We start from the raw sequence: 13,733 nt of genomic DNA, 5'->3' as shown, positions 1-13,733 counted from the left end.
AACGTCCGCGTGGTCAGGACCGTCGACCGAGACCTCTACCGCGAACGCAACAAGGTCGAACGGTTCTTCAATCGTCTCAAACACTTCCGCGGCATCGCAACGCGATACTTCAAAACCGCAGCAAACTTCCTCGCCGCACTTCACCTCGCTTGCTCAAGGCTCTGGATCAGACATTATGAGTCCACGACCTAGCCGTCAGGGATCCAGCACTTCCACCGAGAGAATCGTGGGCAGGTGGCGCACCACCTCCCGCCAGCTTTCGCCCTCATCGCGCGTGGCGAAGACGGAGCCGCTGTTGGTGCCTAAATAGACGCCCGCCGGCTCCTGCCCGTCGCCCGCCATGGCCTGCCGCAGCACGGTGAAGAAGCAGGACTCCTGCGGCAGACCCTGCCGCTGCGCCTGCCAGCTTTCGCCGCCATCGCGCGAGCACCAGACGGCGCAGGCGGCATCGGGCGGATAGCGCCCGGCTGAATCGCCGTTCAGCGGCAGGGTCCAGATCACCTCGGGATCGCGCGGGTGCACCTGGATGGGAAAGCCGAAGGTCGAGGGCAGGCCGGGGGTGATGTCCTCCCAGTTGCGGCCGCCATCGCGGGAGCGCCAGACGCCGTGGTGGTTCTGCTGGTAGATCAGGTGTCCGCCGCCCGGGGCGGTTTCGGGGGCCAGCTGCATGTTGTGGACGCAATGGCCGATCTCGCCGTCGCGCGGGGCGGCCGGGTGATCGTGCGCGGCGCAGGTTTCTGCGTTGCCCATGCGGTTGCGCCGCTCCCAGCTTGCGCCGCCGTCCTCGCTGGCGAAGACGCCGGCCGCCGAGATGCCGACCCAGAGCCTTTCGGGCGCGGCCGGATCATGCAGGATCGTGTGCAGGGTCAGCCCGGCCGCACCGCCGTTCCAATCCTTGGCGGAGGGGTGAACGGTCAGCCCCTTCACCTTTTCCCACGTCCTGCCGCCGTCGGTGCTTTTCAGAAGCTGGGCCGGCTTCGTGCCCGCGTAGAGCGCGCCCGGCGCCACGTGCAGGGACCACACTTGCGAGAAGGTGTTGCCGAAGGGCAGGGGGGCCTCGCTCCAGCCGATGGCCGCCGCGAAATCCGCATCGTTGCGGGCCCAGTCGTCCTGCGTGCCCGACGTCAGGCGGGTCAGATCCCAGGTGACGCCGCCGTCCTGCGAGCGCCAGACGCCGGCGCCGAACCAGTCGTTGCCGCCGGCGGCCCAGATCGCGCCGGTGGCGGGATCGCTGGCCATGTGGTTGATCGGCCATCCGCCGCAGAACGGCCCGCGCACCTTCCAGCCCTCGCGGGCCGGGTCTCCGTCGGCCAGGAAGGCCCCTTTGGTGGTGCCGATCAGCAGCATCGGTGGCATGGCGCATCTCCTCGTTGCGCCGCAGGATAGCACGCCGGAGGTGAAACCGGTGCGGGAAAGCTGCGGGCAAGCCCGGCGCTAGTTCGTCACCAGCAGCTTCGCGGTGAAGGCGATCGTGTCGCGCGGCTGCACGAAGGTATCGGCGAAATTGCGCTCGTAGGTCAGGGAGAGCTGCCACGGGTTGCCGCCCGTGGGCACGATCTTGTTGATGCCGACGCCGAGCGGCAGGCTGACCCATTCCTTGGTATTCCAGTCGTAGGTCGCCGTCATCTCGGAGGTGCCGACCGACCAGCCGTTGCCGAGCTGGAGGTTCAGGATCGGCTGGACGATGGAGATGTCCACGTCGGGTTTCGCGTCGTCGCCGGCGACGGTGAAGACGTTCTGGTTGAACAGGCCCCAGATGCCCCAATCGGCTTGGGCGACGAAGCCGGCGGCAGGGCCGATCCCCCATTTCTCCGTGCTCAGGCCGGAGCTTCCGGTTGGCAGCAGCGCCACCGCGCCCACCCCGAAGCGGCCCCATTCGCGTTCGAAGGTGACGAGATCGAAGATCGTGATGTCGCCGAAGCCGCTGTCGCCCGTGGCGGTTTCGGTCTGGTAGGGGACGGTCACGCGGAAGATGTGGTTCAGGTTGCCCAGCGTGAAGGGTACGGCGGCGCGGAACTGGAGCCGGTTGGCGCTGGCGGCCGGATCGTTGTGGAAATTGGGGGTGTAGTAGTTCTGGAACTGGTAGCTGGTGATCGGCGCCGTGGGATCGTTCGCGGCACTGGTATCGGCTTCCTGCGCCGACAGCGGCGCCGTGGCCAGGGCGGCGGCTGCCACGGTGATGGCGCAAAAGCGGGCGGGAAAACGTATCATGGCGGCCTCGCGGGCTGTGGCTGAAAATGCGGGCGCCTGACTTCCGCGGGCCTCCCGCAGTCTCTTCGAATGGCTGTCAGCCTAGCCTCGGGCGGGGAAACGTGAAAAGCCCCGCGCTGCTGGCGGGGCTTTCCTGTGTCATTTCGGCGAATTTTTCGGGCGCCGCTGGAGCCGATGATGCCGATCAGGCCGCGATCAGCCCCATGGCTTCCAGCTTCAGCAGCACCTGCTGGGCGCAGTAATCCACGTCGTTGCCCTCGGTTTCGAGGCGCAGTTCCGGGTTCTCCGGCACGTCGTAGGGATCAGAGATGCCGGTGAACTCCTTGATCTTGCCCTCGCGGGCCAGCTTGTAGAGGCCCTTTCGGTCACGGCGTTCGCATTCCTCGATGGAGGTGGCCACGTGCACTTCGACGAAGGCGCCGTATTGCTCGATCATCTCGCGCACCTTGCGCCGGGTGGCGGCGTAGGGGGCGATGGGCGCGCAGATGGCTATGCCGCCGTTCTTGGTGATCTCGCTGGCCACGTAGCCGATGCGCTGGATGTTCAGGTCCCGGTGCTCCTTGGAGAAGCCCAGCTCGCTGGAGAGGTGCTTGCGCACCACGTCGCCGTCCAGCAGCGTGGTGGGCCGGCCGCCCATTTCCATCAGCTTCACCATCAGCGCGTTGGCGATGGTGGATTTGCCGGAGCCGGAGAAGCCGGTGAAGAACACCGTGAAACCCTGCTTGGAGCGCGGCGGCTTGGTGCGGCGCAGCTCGTTCACCACGGCCGGGAAGGAGAACCACTCGGGGATCTCGAGGCCCTCGGCGAGGCGGCGGCGCAGCTCGGTGCCGGAGATGTTGAGGATGGTGACCTTGTCCTTGTCCTTGATCTCGTCGGCCGGCTCGTATTGGGCGCGCTCCTGCACGTAGACCATGTGTTTGAAGTCAACCATCTCGATGCCCATCTCTTCCTGGTGCTCGCGGAAGAGATCCTGCGCGTCGTAGGGGCCGTAGAAATCCTCGCCCTGGGAATTCTTGCCCGGGCCGGCGTGATCGCGGCCGACGATGAAGTGGGTCAGGCCGTGGTTCTTGCGGATCAGCCCGTGCCAGACGGCTTCCCGCGGGCCGGCCATGCGCATGGCGAGGTTCAGCAGGCTCATGTGCGTGGTGGAGGCGGGGTATTGATCGAGCACGGCCTCGTAGCAGCGCACGCGGGTGAAGTGATCGATGTCGCCCGGTTTCGTCATGCCGACGACGGGGTGTATCAGCAGGTTGGCCTCGGCCTCCTTCGCGGCGCGGAAGGTCAGCTCCTGGTGGGCGCGGTGCAGCGGGTTGCGCGTCTGGAAGGCGACGATCTTGCGCCAGCCCATCTTGCGGAAATAGGCGCGCAGCTCGTTGGGCGTGTCGCGGCGGGAGCGGAAATCGTAGTGCACCGGCTGCTGGATGCCGACGACGGGGCCGCCGAGGTAGATCTTGCCGGCGTGGTTGTGCAGGTAGTTCACCGCCGGGTGGGCGATGTCATCGGCGCCGAAGACCTTCTCGGCCTCGTAGGATTTGTTGGGCTCCCAGCGGTCGGTCACGGTCATGGTGCCCAGGATCACGCCTTCCTGGTCGCGCAGGGCGATGTCCTGGCCGAGTTCCAGCTTGGAGGCGAATTCCTCGCTCACGTCCAGCGTGATCGGCATCGGCCAGAGGGAGCCGTCGGCCAGGCGCATGTTCTCGACGACGCCGTTGTAATCCTCTTCCGTCAGGAAGCCCTTGAGCGGGTAGAAGCCGCCGTTCATCAGCAGTTCCAGATCGCAGATCTGGCGCGGGGTCAGATCCCAGCTCACGAGGTCGGCCGCCTCGGATTTCATCTTCTGGGAGCTTTCGTAGGAGACGAAGAGCTCCGGGATGGGAGCAAGATTGTTCTGCATTGAATTGGTCCTATGCTTTAAGGGAACGAGGCCACTGGTTGTGCCCGTGAGTTCGGCGTGCAGCGCGTCGTACTCGGCGAACTTGCGGGCGAGGAAACGATCGGTGAGCCGGATCTTCTCGGCGGCACCGCGGGGGGTGAGGTCATAGGTGAAGCGCTGGCGCTTGTCGGGGCCGTCGCGCGCGCTCCTGCGCACGAGCCCGGCTTCGGTGATGGCCCTCAGCTGCGCATTCAGGCGGCCGAGAGAAATCCCCAGCGCCGCCGCCGTATCCCGCTGGCTCGCCCCTGGCGCCTTTTCAAGCTGGCGCAGCAGGCGAAAGAGGAGATCTTCCTCTTCAGGCAGGCTGGATCTGGCGGGTTGGGTGGGCATAATTTCCCGACTCTCAAATGCGTTCACGCGTGAACACATTGCACGTTTTGCACGCGCAGCAAAGAAAAATCTGCACGGCTCTCCCTTCGGCTCCGGAATGGCGCCCTTGCGCCGCACGCAGGGCTTGTGCGTGGCGGCGCCGGTGAATTCGTCGCAAGCTGCCGTCAGGCAAGGGGCTTTTCCGCTTCGCGATGATGTGCAAAACGGTTTGCCAATCGTGCTTGACCTTGGTCCGGCGCGGCCTTCAAGCCCGCGCCGGCCCCCGTGAGAAAGGAAGCCGACGCAATTCGCCAGCCCAAGCTTCTGACAACGCTGAAAGCCTACGATGCCGCGCAGTTCCGCGCCGATCTCATCGCCGGGGCGACCGTGGCGATGGTGGCGCTGCCGCTCAGCCTCGCCATCGCCATCGCCTCCGGCGCGGAGCCCGCGACGGGCCTCGTCACCGCCATCGTCGCCGGTTTCCTGATCTCGGCGCTGGGCGGCAGCCGGGTGCAGGTGGGCGGCCCGACGGGGGCCTTCATCGTGGTCGTGTCCGACGTGATCGCGACTCACGGGTTCGACGGGCTGGTGATGGCCACGCTGATGGCCGGGGTCATCCTGATGATCGCCGGGTATTTCCGGGCCGGACGCCTGATCGCCTATGTGCCCGAGGCCGTGGTGAACGGCTTCACCATCGGCATCGCCGTCATCATCGCCACCAGCCAGATCAAGGATGCGCTGGGGATGCAGGTCGAGAACATGCCGGCCGATTTCCTCGAGAAGCTGCCGGTCCTGTGGGAGCACCGCGACACGCTGAGCCTTCCCGCGCTCGCCAGCCAGCTGGCGATGCCCGCGCTGGCGGCGCTGCTGATCATCGTGGCCTGGAACATGAGCGAACCGCACAAATGGGGCGAATACATGCGTGCCCGCCGGAGCGATCAGTTCCTGCTGGTTCTCACGCTGGTGCTGACGGTGGTGGCGGATCTGACGGTGGCCATCGGCGTTGGCGTCGCCATCGGCCTCGCCCTGCGCCTGAACCGCCGGAAAGTGGAAACGGACTGGTCGACGCCCGAGCGCTGAGTGCCCGGGCTGCCTTGCCTTCAACGAAAATGCCCCGGCTGTTCACCGGGGCTTTTGCTTGCGGGTCACGTCAAGCGCTGCGCGCTCATTCCTGTTCGGCGAGGAAGCGCTCCGCGTCGAGCGCGGCCATGCAGCCCATGCCGGCGGAGGTGACGGCCTGCCGGTAGACCGGGTCGGTGATGTCGCCGGCGGCAAAGATGCCGGGGATGGAGGTCTGCGACGTGCCCGGCTTGACCTTCACGTAGCCGCCCATGTGGGTTTCGAGCTTGTCCTTCACCAGTTCGCTGGCCGGAGCGTGGCCGATGGCGATGAAGACGCCCTTGGCCGGGATCTCGGAGATCTCGCCCGTCTTGACGTTCTTGACCTTCACGCCCTCCACGCCCAGCGGCATGTCGGTGCCCGTCACCTCCACGAGTTCGTGGAACCAGAGCGTTTCGATCTTCTCGTTCTTGAAGAGCCGGTCCTGCAGGATCTTCTCGGCGCGCAGCTCGTCGCGGCGGTGGATCAGCGTGACCTTGGAGGCGAAGTTCGTCAGGAACAGCGCTTCCTCGACGGCGGTGTTGCCGCCGCCCACGACCACGATCTCCTGGCCGCGGTAGAAGAAGCCGTCACAGGTGGCGCAGGCCGAGACGCCGAAGCCCTTGAATTTCTCTTCCGACTCCAGCCCCAGCCACTTGGCGCGTGCACCGGTGGCGAGGATCACGGCATCGGCGGTGTAGGTGGTGCCGCTGTCGCCCTTGGCGGTGAAGGGGCGGCTGTCCACGTCCAGATCGGTGATGATGTCGGAGATGATCTCGGTGCCCATCGCCTTGGCGTGGGCCTCCATGTTCACCATCAGGTCCGGGCCCTGGATCTCGGTGTGGCCTGGCCAGTTCTCCACCTCGGTGGTGGTCGTCAACTGGCCGCCCGGCTCCATGCCCTGCACGAGGATCGGCGAAAGCATCGCGCGCGAGGCGTAGACCGCGGCGGTATAGCCGGCGGGGCCGGAGCCGATGATCAGGACTTTGGTGTGGCGGGTGTCGGCCATGGGGCATCTCCGGATGGTTTGCGGTGCGCGCGCTGGCGCATGTTGCGCAAGCGATATAATGATGCGATCCGCCTTCGGCTACCCCTTAACCTTCCGGTCATGCGCGCTGCGAAAATCGGGCTTGATCTTGGCGGAAGATTTAACTTAATTGCGCAACCGTGAAATAATATTGCGCCAGTGCCGCGCAATGGAATAGACTTCGCAAAATCGCCAAACAGCCAAGAGGACCCAATGCCGGGCGCCAAACTCGATCCGATCGACCGAAAGATTCTTGCCGAACTCCAGGCCGACGGGCGGATGACCAATGTCGAACTGGCCAAGCGCGTCGGGATCTCGGCGCCGCCCTGCCTGCGCCGCGTACGCACGCTGGAGGAAAACGGCTACATCCGGGGCTACCACGCTGACGTGGACGCGCGCGAACTCGGGTTCGAGGTGCAGGTCTTCGCCATGGTCGGGCTGGTGAAGCAGGCCGAGGCGGATCTGAGCGCCTTCGAGGAGCGGTGCCGCGAATGGCCGCTTGTGCGCGAATGCCACATGCTCAACGGCGAGGTGGATTTCATCCTCAAATGCGCCGCGCCCGATCTCTCGACCTTCCAGACCTTCCTCACCGAGCAGCTCACCGCCGCCGAGAACGTGGCCAGCGTGAAAACATCGCTCGTGATCCGCTGCGCCAAGGATGAGCCCGGCGTGCCCTTCGAGGTGCTGGAGGCCCGGCTCAGCCAGGAGCCCTAGGCACTATCCGCCTCCGTCAGGCCAAGCCAAATTCCAATCAGTTTGATAGGGGGCGGCTCCCGACTGCGTGCGGGGCTGCCCGGCGTGCCGCCGGGCAAAGAGGGTTTGGAAGGTTTGATCGGACGCTTCGGCCTAACCCCTTGATTCCATGACCATGACTAGCCGTGTCGCCGGGGCGAGCGCCTCGTAGACATGGCTCATATCCGCCGGGTAGCGGTAGTAGTCGCCGGGGTGCAGGATCTCCTCCGCGCCTGCTGGGCCGATCCGCGCTTCCCCGGCCACCAGGAGGCAATGCTCCACGGTGCCGGGCGGGTGCGGCTCGGAGCGGCGGGGCGTGCCCGGGGCAAGTTCGACGCGGTAGATGTCGCGCCGCAGGCCGGGCGGGCAGGGCGCGAGCAGCGTGGCGTGGTAGGCGGCGTGATCGGAGCCCACGCCGTGGCCCTCATCCGCGCGCACGAGTGTGACATCGGGTGTCGGGGTTTCGAACAGGAAGGAAAACGGCACACCGAGCGCTGTGGCGATGGCCCAGAGGGTTTCGATCGAGGGGTTGCCCCGGCCGCTTTCCAGTTGCGACAGGGTGGATTTCGCAAGCCCGGCCGCCTCGGCCAGCGCCGAAAGGCTCAGGCCGGATTTCGCCCTTTCGCGGCGGATGGCGGCGGCGATCATTTCGTTCGGGGCGGGTTGGGGCATGGGCGAAGCTTCCTTCATCGAACGGTTGACTGATTTGGCGAACGCCGTATGTTCGTCATAATGAACACTGTTCGATAGGGTGGGTCAATCCATGACATCTTCCGGCCTCGCCCCAGAGGGGGTGCCCCAACCCCAACCACAGCCCCAGCCGCTGCGCGAGGCGCTTGCCGGCGTTCGGGACATGCTGCCGCTGGCTTTCGCCGTGGCCACCTACGGGGCGGCCTTCGGCGTCCTGGCGGCGCAGGGCGGGATGTCGCTGCTTCAGTCCGGGGTGTTCAGCACGCTGGTGTTCGCGGGCTCTGCCCAGATGATCGCGCTGGAGCGGCTGGGGGCTGAGGCCGGGGCGCTGGCGGCGGTGATGGCGGGGGCAGCGCTCAACCTGCGGATGCTGCTGACGACGGCTAGCCTGCGCGACGCGCTCGACGGGCAGGCGGCGTGGAAGATCGCGCTGGGCGCGCATCTGACCACCGACGCCTCGGCGGCCCTGCTGCAGACCTCCCGCGCCAAGGGGGAGCAGGCGAGCTACTGGTATCTGACCGGCGGGGCGCTGCTGCTCTACGTGACATGGATCGCGGTGACCGTCGCCGGCCACGGGATGTCGGCGCTGATCGCCTCGCCGGAGCGGCTGGCGGTGGATTTCGCCCTGGCCGCGGGGTTCGTGGCCATGCTGCCCGGGCTCTGGCGGGGGGCGCGGGATCTGAAGCCCTGGGCGGGCGCGGCGGTGACGGTGAGCGTGCTGATGCTGTTCACCCCGCTGGCGGCCAGCTGGGCGCTGATCCTCGGCGCGCTGGCCGGGGCCGTGATCGCGGGGGTGCAGGGCGATGTCTGAACAGGATGGGGTGATCTGGCTGACGATCTTCGGGCTGGCCGCGGCGAGCTTCGCGATCCGGCTCTCGGGCTTCCTGCTGGCGCAGCGCCTGCCGCGCACGGGGCCTTGGGCGCGCGGGTTGGAGGCGCTTCCGGGCTGCCTCATCATCTCGCTCGTGGCGCTCTTGATGGTGCAGGGCGGCCCCGTCGAATGGGCCGGCGGCGCAGTGGCGCTGGGCGTGGCCTTCGCCTTCCGCAGCGTGCCGCTGTCGATGATCGCGGGCATGGCTGCCGTGGCGATCCTGCGGGCGCTGGGGTAGAGGGCAACGGATGCACAGCCCCCCTCGCAGGCGGGGGCTGCCCTATGCCTGAAACGGATCCTGCGGATAGGTCACATGGGCGAGGTAGAGCCCCTGCGGCGGGCAGACCGGCCCGCAGGCGGCGCGGTCCCGCGCTTCCAGCGCGGCCTGCACGTCATCCGGCGTCCAGGCGCCCGCGCCGACGCGCTCCAGCGTTCCCACGAAGCTGCGCACCTGGTTGTGCAGGAAGCTGCGGGCGCGCACGTGGAAGCGGAATTCCTGCCCATACGGCACGGCGATCTCTTCGATGTCGAGCGCATCCAGCGTTTTGACCGGCGAGTCGGCCTGGCACATCGTGGAGCGGAAGGTGGTGAAATCATGCCGCCCGAGAAGGCGTCTGGCGGCCTCCTGCATCGGCGCCAGCGCCAGCGGATAGGCCACCTGCCAGACGTTGCCGCGCTCATGGGTGGCCGGGGCGCGGCGGCACAGGAGCCGGAACAGGTAGCGCCGTTCGGTGGCGGAGAAGCGGGCGTGGAAGCCCTCGTCCACCTGCACCGCTTCGAGGATCGCGACGGGCAGGGGCTTGAGGTGGTGGTTCAGCGCCTCCCTGAGCCGGAACGGATCCCATTCCTTCACCAGATCGCAATGAGCCACCTGCCCGAGCGCGTGCACGCCGGCGTCCGTGCGCCCGGCGGCGGCGATGCCCGGCGCGTCCGGTTGCAGCCTGCGCAGGGCCTCTTCCACGGCCTGCTGCACCGAGGGGTGCTGTTTCTGGCGTTGCCACCCGGCGAAGGGGGCGCCGTCGTATTCGATCTTCAGGGCATATCTGGGCATGGGGCGCAGATAGCCGGGACGGGCGCGAAAGTCCATCGGTGCCGTAGGGCGGGGGGGCGGATCGCGGCACGCCGCGCCCCGCCGGCAAGGAAATCCTTGGCCTGCGGGCCGCGGGCGCTAGACTGGCCCGAATGCTCAGCGACAACGGGGGGCCGGGAACCGATGGCCAGACTGCTTCTGTATTACGCCCATCCGGGGCACCGGCATTCGCGCGCCAACCGCGCCATGTGGGAGGCGGCGCAGCAGGTCACCGGCATCAGCCGGGTGGATCTCTACGCCACCTACCCGCGGTTCGACATCGACATCGAGGCCGAGCAGGCGCGGCTCCTTGAGCATGACGTGATCCTCTTCCAGTTTCCGCTGTTCTGGTATTCCACGCCTTCGCTGGTGAAGGAGTGGATCGATCTCGTGCTGGAACACGGCTTCGCCTACGGCGCCGGGGGCACGCAGCTTGAAGGCAAGGCGATGATGCTGGCCGTCACCGCCGCCGGGCCGGAAAGCGCCTATCGCCCGGAAGGCTACCAGCACCATGATCTGCGCACCTTCCTGACCCCGCTCGAACAGACGGCACGGCTCTCCAAGATGCATTTCCTGCCGCCCTACGTGCTCTACGGCGCGCTCAAGGCCGCTGCTGCCGATGCGCTTTCCCCCCATGCCGAGGGCTACCGGGCGCTTCTGGAGGCCCTGCGCGACGACCGCTTCGACATGGCCACGGCCGGCGCGGGCGGTGTCTTCACCCATGAAACGCTGCGCCTGAGAGCGGAGGCCTGAGCATGGAAAGCTTCCTGATCCTTGCCTTCATCTTTCTCGTGGCCGGGGTGATCGCCGTGCCGCTGGCCTCGCGTTTCGGGCTCGGCTCGGTGCTGGGCTACCTGCTGGCGGGCATCGCCATCAGCCCGATCCTCGCCGCGCTCGACGTGGACGTGATCAGCCTTCAGCACTTCGCCGAATTCGGCGTGGTGATGATGCTGTTCCTCGTCGGCCTCGAACTGGAGCCGCGCCTGCTCTGGGAGATGCGCAACAGGCTTCTGGGGCTGGGCGGGCTTCAGGTCGCGCTGACGGCGGGGCTCGTCATGGCGGCGGCGCTGGCCATGGGGCTGCCCTGGACCGTCGCGCTGGCGATCGGGCTGGTGGTGTCGCTGTCGTCCACGGCGATCGTGCTGCAGACGCTCAACGAACGCGGGCTGATGAAGAGCGAAGGCGGTCAGGCGAGCTTCTCGGTGCTGCTGTTCCAGGACATCGCCGTGATCCCGATGCTGGCCTTCATTCCGCTGCTGGCGATGCCCGAGCTGATCGACGGCTGGGGCGCGGCCGAGGGCCATGCCACCGCCGGCGCGCATGGGGCCGAAGCGGGCCACGGGGGAGATCACGGCGCCGATCACGGCGCTGATCACGGGGGCGACCACGGGGGCGACCATGGGCACGGCGCCGCCGGCCCGGCCTGGATCGAAACCATCCCCGGCTACCTGCGTGCGCTGGTGACGATCGGCGCGATCGGCTTCGTCATCGTGGCTGGTTCGCTCCTGACGCGGCCGGTGTTCCGCTTCGTCGCCATGGCCAACCTGCGCGAGCTGTTCACCGCCACCGCGCTGATGATGGTGATCGGCATCGCGGTGCTGATGAGCTTCGTCGGCCTGTCGCCGGCGCTTGGCACCTTCCTTGCGGGCGTGGTGCTGGCCAACAGCGAGTTCCGGCACGAGCTGGAAAGCGACATCGATCCGTTCCGGGGCCTTCTGCTGGGGCTCTTTTTCATGACGGTGGGCGCCGGCATCAACTTCGGGCTGCTGGGCGCGCAGTTCTTCACCGTCCTCGGGCTCACGCTGGGGCTGATGCTGCTGAAGGCGGCGGTGCTTCTGGGGCTGGCCTATGCCTTCGGGGTGCGCGGGGCCGACAAGGCGCTGTTTTCACTCGGACTGGCGCAGGCGGGGGAATTCGGCTTCGTGCTGCTGTCGTTCACGGTGGCCAACAAGGTGATCCCGCAGGCGATCGCCGATCAGCTCCTGCTGGTGGTCGCGCTGTCGATGCTGCTCACGCCGGGGCTGTTCATCCTCTATGACAAGGTGATCCTGCCGCGTCTGTCGGGCACGCAGACGCGCCCCCACGACGAGATCGACGACTCCGGCCCGATCATCATCGCCGGCTTCGGCCGGTTCGGCGGCATCGTGAACCGCATCCTGCTGGCCGCCGGCCACAAGACGGTGGTGCTGGATCATGCCTTCGAACAGCTCGAGATGCTGCGCGCCTTCGATGCGCAGGTCTTTTACGGCGATGCCACGCGGCCGGATCTGCTGCACGCCGCCGGGATCGCGGAGGCCAAGATGCTGGTCGTGGCGATCGACGACGAGCACCGGATCACCGACCTCACGCGCTACGTCAGCCAGAACCACCCCCATGTCCACATCGTGGCGCGGGCCCGCAACCGGCACCACGTCTACGAGCTGTTCGCCGCCGGCGCCCATGACATCATCCGCGAAACCTTCGACAGCTCCCTGCGGGCGGGGCGCTCGGCGCTGGAGGCGCTGGGCGCGCATCCCTTCGAGGCCGAGCGCATGGTGCGCGGCTTCGAGCGCCAGGACCGCAGGCAGCTGCGCGAACTGGCCGCGCTCTACGATCCGGAGATCCCGACCCACCTGAACGCGCCCTACGTGGCGCGGGCGAAGGAGATGCGCGAGGACATGGAGGCCGAGATGCGCGGCACGGGCAATGCCTTCGGCGGCCGCTACCAGCGCGGCTGGGTGCCGCCCAGCAGCAAGGACGTGGAGGCCGAGGCGGCGGCCTCGGGCGGCGGGGAAAGTGGCGATCAGCCGCCCGACACCGCCTGAAGCAGCGGCCTGTCCGTCGGCCTGTCCGCTGGCCTGTCCGTCTTGGCATAGGCCTGTCGCAGAAGTGCCGCCAGATCGCGGACGATCGGATCCGAGGTGGCGTCGGCGGTATAGAGGTTGATCTTCTTGCCGGTCAGCTCGGGCAGGGCGCCGTTGTGGGCGATCCGTTCGAAATAGGGCGGCTCCATGCCCGCAAGCGAGGTGTGCACCGCGAGATCGGCGGAGACGCTGGCCTCCACGGTGCGGGTCGAATCGCTTTCCACCGCCATTTCCCAGGGGATGCCGGCGGAGTCGAGCGCGTCCAGCACCGTGCTGCGGAACAGGCAGTTGTGCTCGTAGGCCAGCCGCAGGGGGCGCTGTTTCCAGGCCTGCCCGCCGGGCGCGCCGACCCAGATCAGCGGCAGGTTGCGCAGGGTCTCGCCGCCGCTGTCGCAGTCGTCCTCGGTGGTGAGGATCAGATCGCATTCGCCCCGTGCGAACTGTGCCTTGAGGTTGCGGGTGTAGCTCGACAGCAGGTTCACGCGCACGCGCGGATATTCGGCGTTGAACCGTTGCAGCACCTGCGGGATGGCGGGGTAGACGATGTCGTGCGGCACCCCCAGAACCACCTCGCCCTCGTAGGCCTGGTCCGTCAGGCGGGCGTAGACCTCGTCGTTCAGTTGCAGCATCCGCCGCGCGTAGCCCAGCAGCTGTTCGCCCGCCGCCGTCAGCGCGATACCGCGCCCGGACCTGTCCAGAAGTTGCAGATCGAGCGACTCCTCCAGCCGTTTCAACTGCATGGAGACCGCCGATTGCGTCAGGTTCAGGAAGCCGGCCGCCCGGGTGACGCCGCCGGATTCGGCCACGGCCACGAAGGAGCGCAGGGCGGTCATGTCGAGATTGCGGGGCATATCAAGATCCGTGATGCAAGAGTCAAAAATCATTCATTTCACAAATACAGCACAGGCGGCCATATACATCAACGGAAATCATGCGACCCCTGAGACACA

The 13,733-nt window shown here is 67.2% G+C and carries 14 protein-coding genes; 7 read left to right on the top strand and 7 right to left on the bottom strand.

The genetic code is table 11. The features are described from left to right. On the top strand, nucleotides 1-192 hold a 192-nt coding region (locus tag PSA7680_RS02805), incomplete at its 5' end, for a transposase (RefSeq protein WP_217808310.1). Nucleotides 193-195: 3 nt separating this feature from the next. Here the strand turns inward: PSA7680_RS02805 and PSA7680_RS02800 are convergent. The 3 genes from PSA7680_RS02800 to PSA7680_RS02790 all read right to left on the bottom strand — a co-directional run bounded on the left by PSA7680_RS02800 (nucleotide 196) and on the right by PSA7680_RS02790 (nucleotide 4,474). Next, the gene (locus PSA7680_RS02800) at nucleotides 196-1,356 is read right to left on the bottom strand and encodes a WD40/YVTN/BNR-like repeat-containing protein (protein WP_085867124.1); all 1,161 of its coding nucleotides are present in this window, start codon (nucleotides 1,354-1,356) and stop codon (nucleotides 196-198) included. 78 nt (nucleotides 1,357-1,434) lie between these two features. Then, nucleotides 1,435-2,211: a hypothetical protein gene (locus PSA7680_RS02795; RefSeq protein ID WP_085867123.1), complete on the bottom strand. Its 777-nt coding sequence runs from the start codon at nucleotides 2,209-2,211 to the stop codon at nucleotides 1,435-1,437. 184 nt (nucleotides 2,212-2,395) lie between these two features. Beyond that, nucleotides 2,396-4,474: a bifunctional sulfate adenylyltransferase/adenylylsulfate kinase gene (locus PSA7680_RS02790; RefSeq protein WP_085867122.1), complete on the bottom strand. Its 2,079-nt coding sequence runs from the start codon at nucleotides 4,472-4,474 to the stop codon at nucleotides 2,396-2,398. A gap of 264 nt (nucleotides 4,475-4,738) precedes the next feature. Here PSA7680_RS02790 and PSA7680_RS02785 point away from each other — a divergent pair, with 264 nt between their 5' ends. Then, entirely contained in the window at nucleotides 4,739-5,533 is a 795-nt protein-coding gene (locus tag PSA7680_RS02785) for a SulP family inorganic anion transporter (RefSeq protein ID WP_245824422.1), read from the top strand. Between the two features lie 85 nt (nucleotides 5,534-5,618). On the opposite strand, the gene trxB is transcribed toward PSA7680_RS02785, so the two are convergent. Continuing rightward, on the bottom strand, nucleotides 5,619-6,560 hold the full coding sequence (gene trxB / locus PSA7680_RS02780) for a thioredoxin-disulfide reductase (protein WP_085867121.1): 942 nt from the start codon (nucleotides 6,558-6,560) through the stop codon (nucleotides 5,619-5,621). A 231-nt stretch (nucleotides 6,561-6,791) separates the two neighbouring features. Between trxB and PSA7680_RS02775 the strand changes: the two genes are divergently transcribed. Next, nucleotides 6,792-7,292, top strand: coding sequence for an Lrp/AsnC family transcriptional regulator (locus tag PSA7680_RS02775; RefSeq protein ID WP_085867120.1), 501 nt, complete (start codon nucleotides 6,792-6,794; stop codon nucleotides 7,290-7,292). A 132-nt stretch (nucleotides 7,293-7,424) separates the two neighbouring features. On the opposite strand, the gene PSA7680_RS02770 is transcribed toward PSA7680_RS02775, so the two are convergent. Continuing rightward, nucleotides 7,425-7,982, bottom strand: a complete 558-nt coding sequence (locus PSA7680_RS02770) for a helix-turn-helix domain-containing protein (RefSeq protein WP_245824421.1) — start codon at nucleotides 7,980-7,982, stop codon at nucleotides 7,425-7,427. A gap of 91 nt (nucleotides 7,983-8,073) precedes the next feature. Here PSA7680_RS02770 and PSA7680_RS02765 point away from each other — a divergent pair, with 91 nt between their 5' ends. Together PSA7680_RS02765 and PSA7680_RS02760 are read left to right on the top strand one after the other, a co-directional pair. Continuing rightward, nucleotides 8,074-8,811, top strand: a complete 738-nt coding sequence (locus tag PSA7680_RS02765; RefSeq protein WP_085867118.1) for an AzlC family ABC transporter permease — start codon at nucleotides 8,074-8,076, stop codon at nucleotides 8,809-8,811. Continuing rightward, complete coding sequence (locus PSA7680_RS02760; protein WP_085867117.1) at nucleotides 8,804-9,109, top strand: AzlD family protein; 306 nt, start codon at nucleotides 8,804-8,806, stop codon at nucleotides 9,107-9,109. The genes PSA7680_RS02765 and PSA7680_RS02760 overlap by 8 nt, the downstream gene beginning before the upstream one ends. Before the next feature lie 42 nt (nucleotides 9,110-9,151). On the opposite strand, the gene truA is transcribed toward PSA7680_RS02760, so the two are convergent. After that, nucleotides 9,152-9,922, bottom strand: coding sequence for a tRNA pseudouridine(38-40) synthase TruA (truA, locus tag PSA7680_RS02755; protein WP_085867149.1), 771 nt, complete (start codon nucleotides 9,920-9,922; stop codon nucleotides 9,152-9,154). A gap of 162 nt (nucleotides 9,923-10,084) precedes the next feature. On the opposite strand from truA, the gene PSA7680_RS02750 reads away from it, so the two are divergent. Together PSA7680_RS02750 and PSA7680_RS02745 are read left to right on the top strand one after the other, a co-directional pair. Further along, nucleotides 10,085-10,693 carry an NAD(P)H-dependent oxidoreductase gene (locus PSA7680_RS02750; protein ID WP_085867116.1) on the top strand — a complete coding sequence of 203 codons (609 nt, stop codon included), beginning with the start codon at nucleotides 10,085-10,087 and terminating at the stop codon, nucleotides 10,691-10,693. A 2-nt stretch (nucleotides 10,694-10,695) separates the two neighbouring features. Beyond that, nucleotides 10,696-12,744, top strand: coding sequence for a cation:proton antiporter domain-containing protein (locus tag PSA7680_RS02745; RefSeq protein ID WP_085867115.1), 2,049 nt, complete (start codon nucleotides 10,696-10,698; stop codon nucleotides 12,742-12,744). Here the strand turns inward: PSA7680_RS02745 and PSA7680_RS02740 are convergent. Beyond that, on the bottom strand, nucleotides 12,723-13,634 hold the full coding sequence (locus PSA7680_RS02740; protein WP_085867148.1) for a LysR family transcriptional regulator: 912 nt from the start codon (nucleotides 13,632-13,634) through the stop codon (nucleotides 12,723-12,725). The two genes, PSA7680_RS02745 and PSA7680_RS02740, sit on opposite strands and share 22 nt — an antisense overlap. Nucleotides 13,635-13,733: the final 99 nt, after the last annotated feature.

It is taken from the genome of Pseudoruegeria aquimaris (genome assembly GCF_900172235.1).
In the GTDB taxonomy this organism is placed as follows: Bacteria; Pseudomonadota; Alphaproteobacteria; order Rhodobacterales; family Rhodobacteraceae; genus Pseudoruegeria; species Pseudoruegeria aquimaris.
This window is presented reverse-complemented; position numbering and strand designations above follow the sequence as displayed.

Excerpts from the sequence above, each read along its gene's own strand:
- PSA7680_RS02800 (WP_085867124.1), bottom strand. The coding sequence starts at position 1,356 with ATGCCACCGATGCTGCTGATCGGCACCACCAAAGGGGCCTTCCTGGCC.
- PSA7680_RS02795 (WP_085867123.1), bottom strand. The coding sequence starts at position 2,211 with ATGATACGTTTTCCCGCCCGCTTTTGCGCCATCACCGTGGCAGCCGCC.
- PSA7680_RS02790 (WP_085867122.1), bottom strand. The coding sequence starts at position 4,474 with ATGCCCACCCAACCCGCCAGATCCAGCCTGCCTGAAGAGGAAGATCTC.
- trxB (WP_085867121.1), bottom strand. The coding sequence starts at position 6,560 with ATGGCCGACACCCGCCACACCAAAGTCCTGATCATCGGCTCCGGCCCC.
- PSA7680_RS02775 (WP_085867120.1), top strand. The coding sequence starts at position 6,792 with ATGCCGGGCGCCAAACTCGATCCGATCGACCGAAAGATTCTTGCCGAA.
- PSA7680_RS02770 (WP_245824421.1), bottom strand. The coding sequence starts at position 7,982 with ATGCCCCAACCCGCCCCGAACGAAATGATCGCCGCCGCCATCCGCCGC.
- PSA7680_RS02765 (WP_085867118.1), top strand. The coding sequence starts at position 8,074 with ATGACATCTTCCGGCCTCGCCCCAGAGGGGGTGCCCCAACCCCAACCA.
- PSA7680_RS02760 (WP_085867117.1), top strand. The coding sequence starts at position 8,804 with ATGTCTGAACAGGATGGGGTGATCTGGCTGACGATCTTCGGGCTGGCC.
- truA (WP_085867149.1), bottom strand. The coding sequence starts at position 9,922 with ATGCCCAGATATGCCCTGAAGATCGAATACGACGGCGCCCCCTTCGCC.
- PSA7680_RS02750 (WP_085867116.1), top strand. The coding sequence starts at position 10,085 with ATGGCCAGACTGCTTCTGTATTACGCCCATCCGGGGCACCGGCATTCG.
- PSA7680_RS02745 (WP_085867115.1), top strand. The coding sequence starts at position 10,696 with ATGGAAAGCTTCCTGATCCTTGCCTTCATCTTTCTCGTGGCCGGGGTG.
- PSA7680_RS02740 (WP_085867148.1), bottom strand. The coding sequence starts at position 13,634 with ATGCCCCGCAATCTCGACATGACCGCCCTGCGCTCCTTCGTGGCCGTG.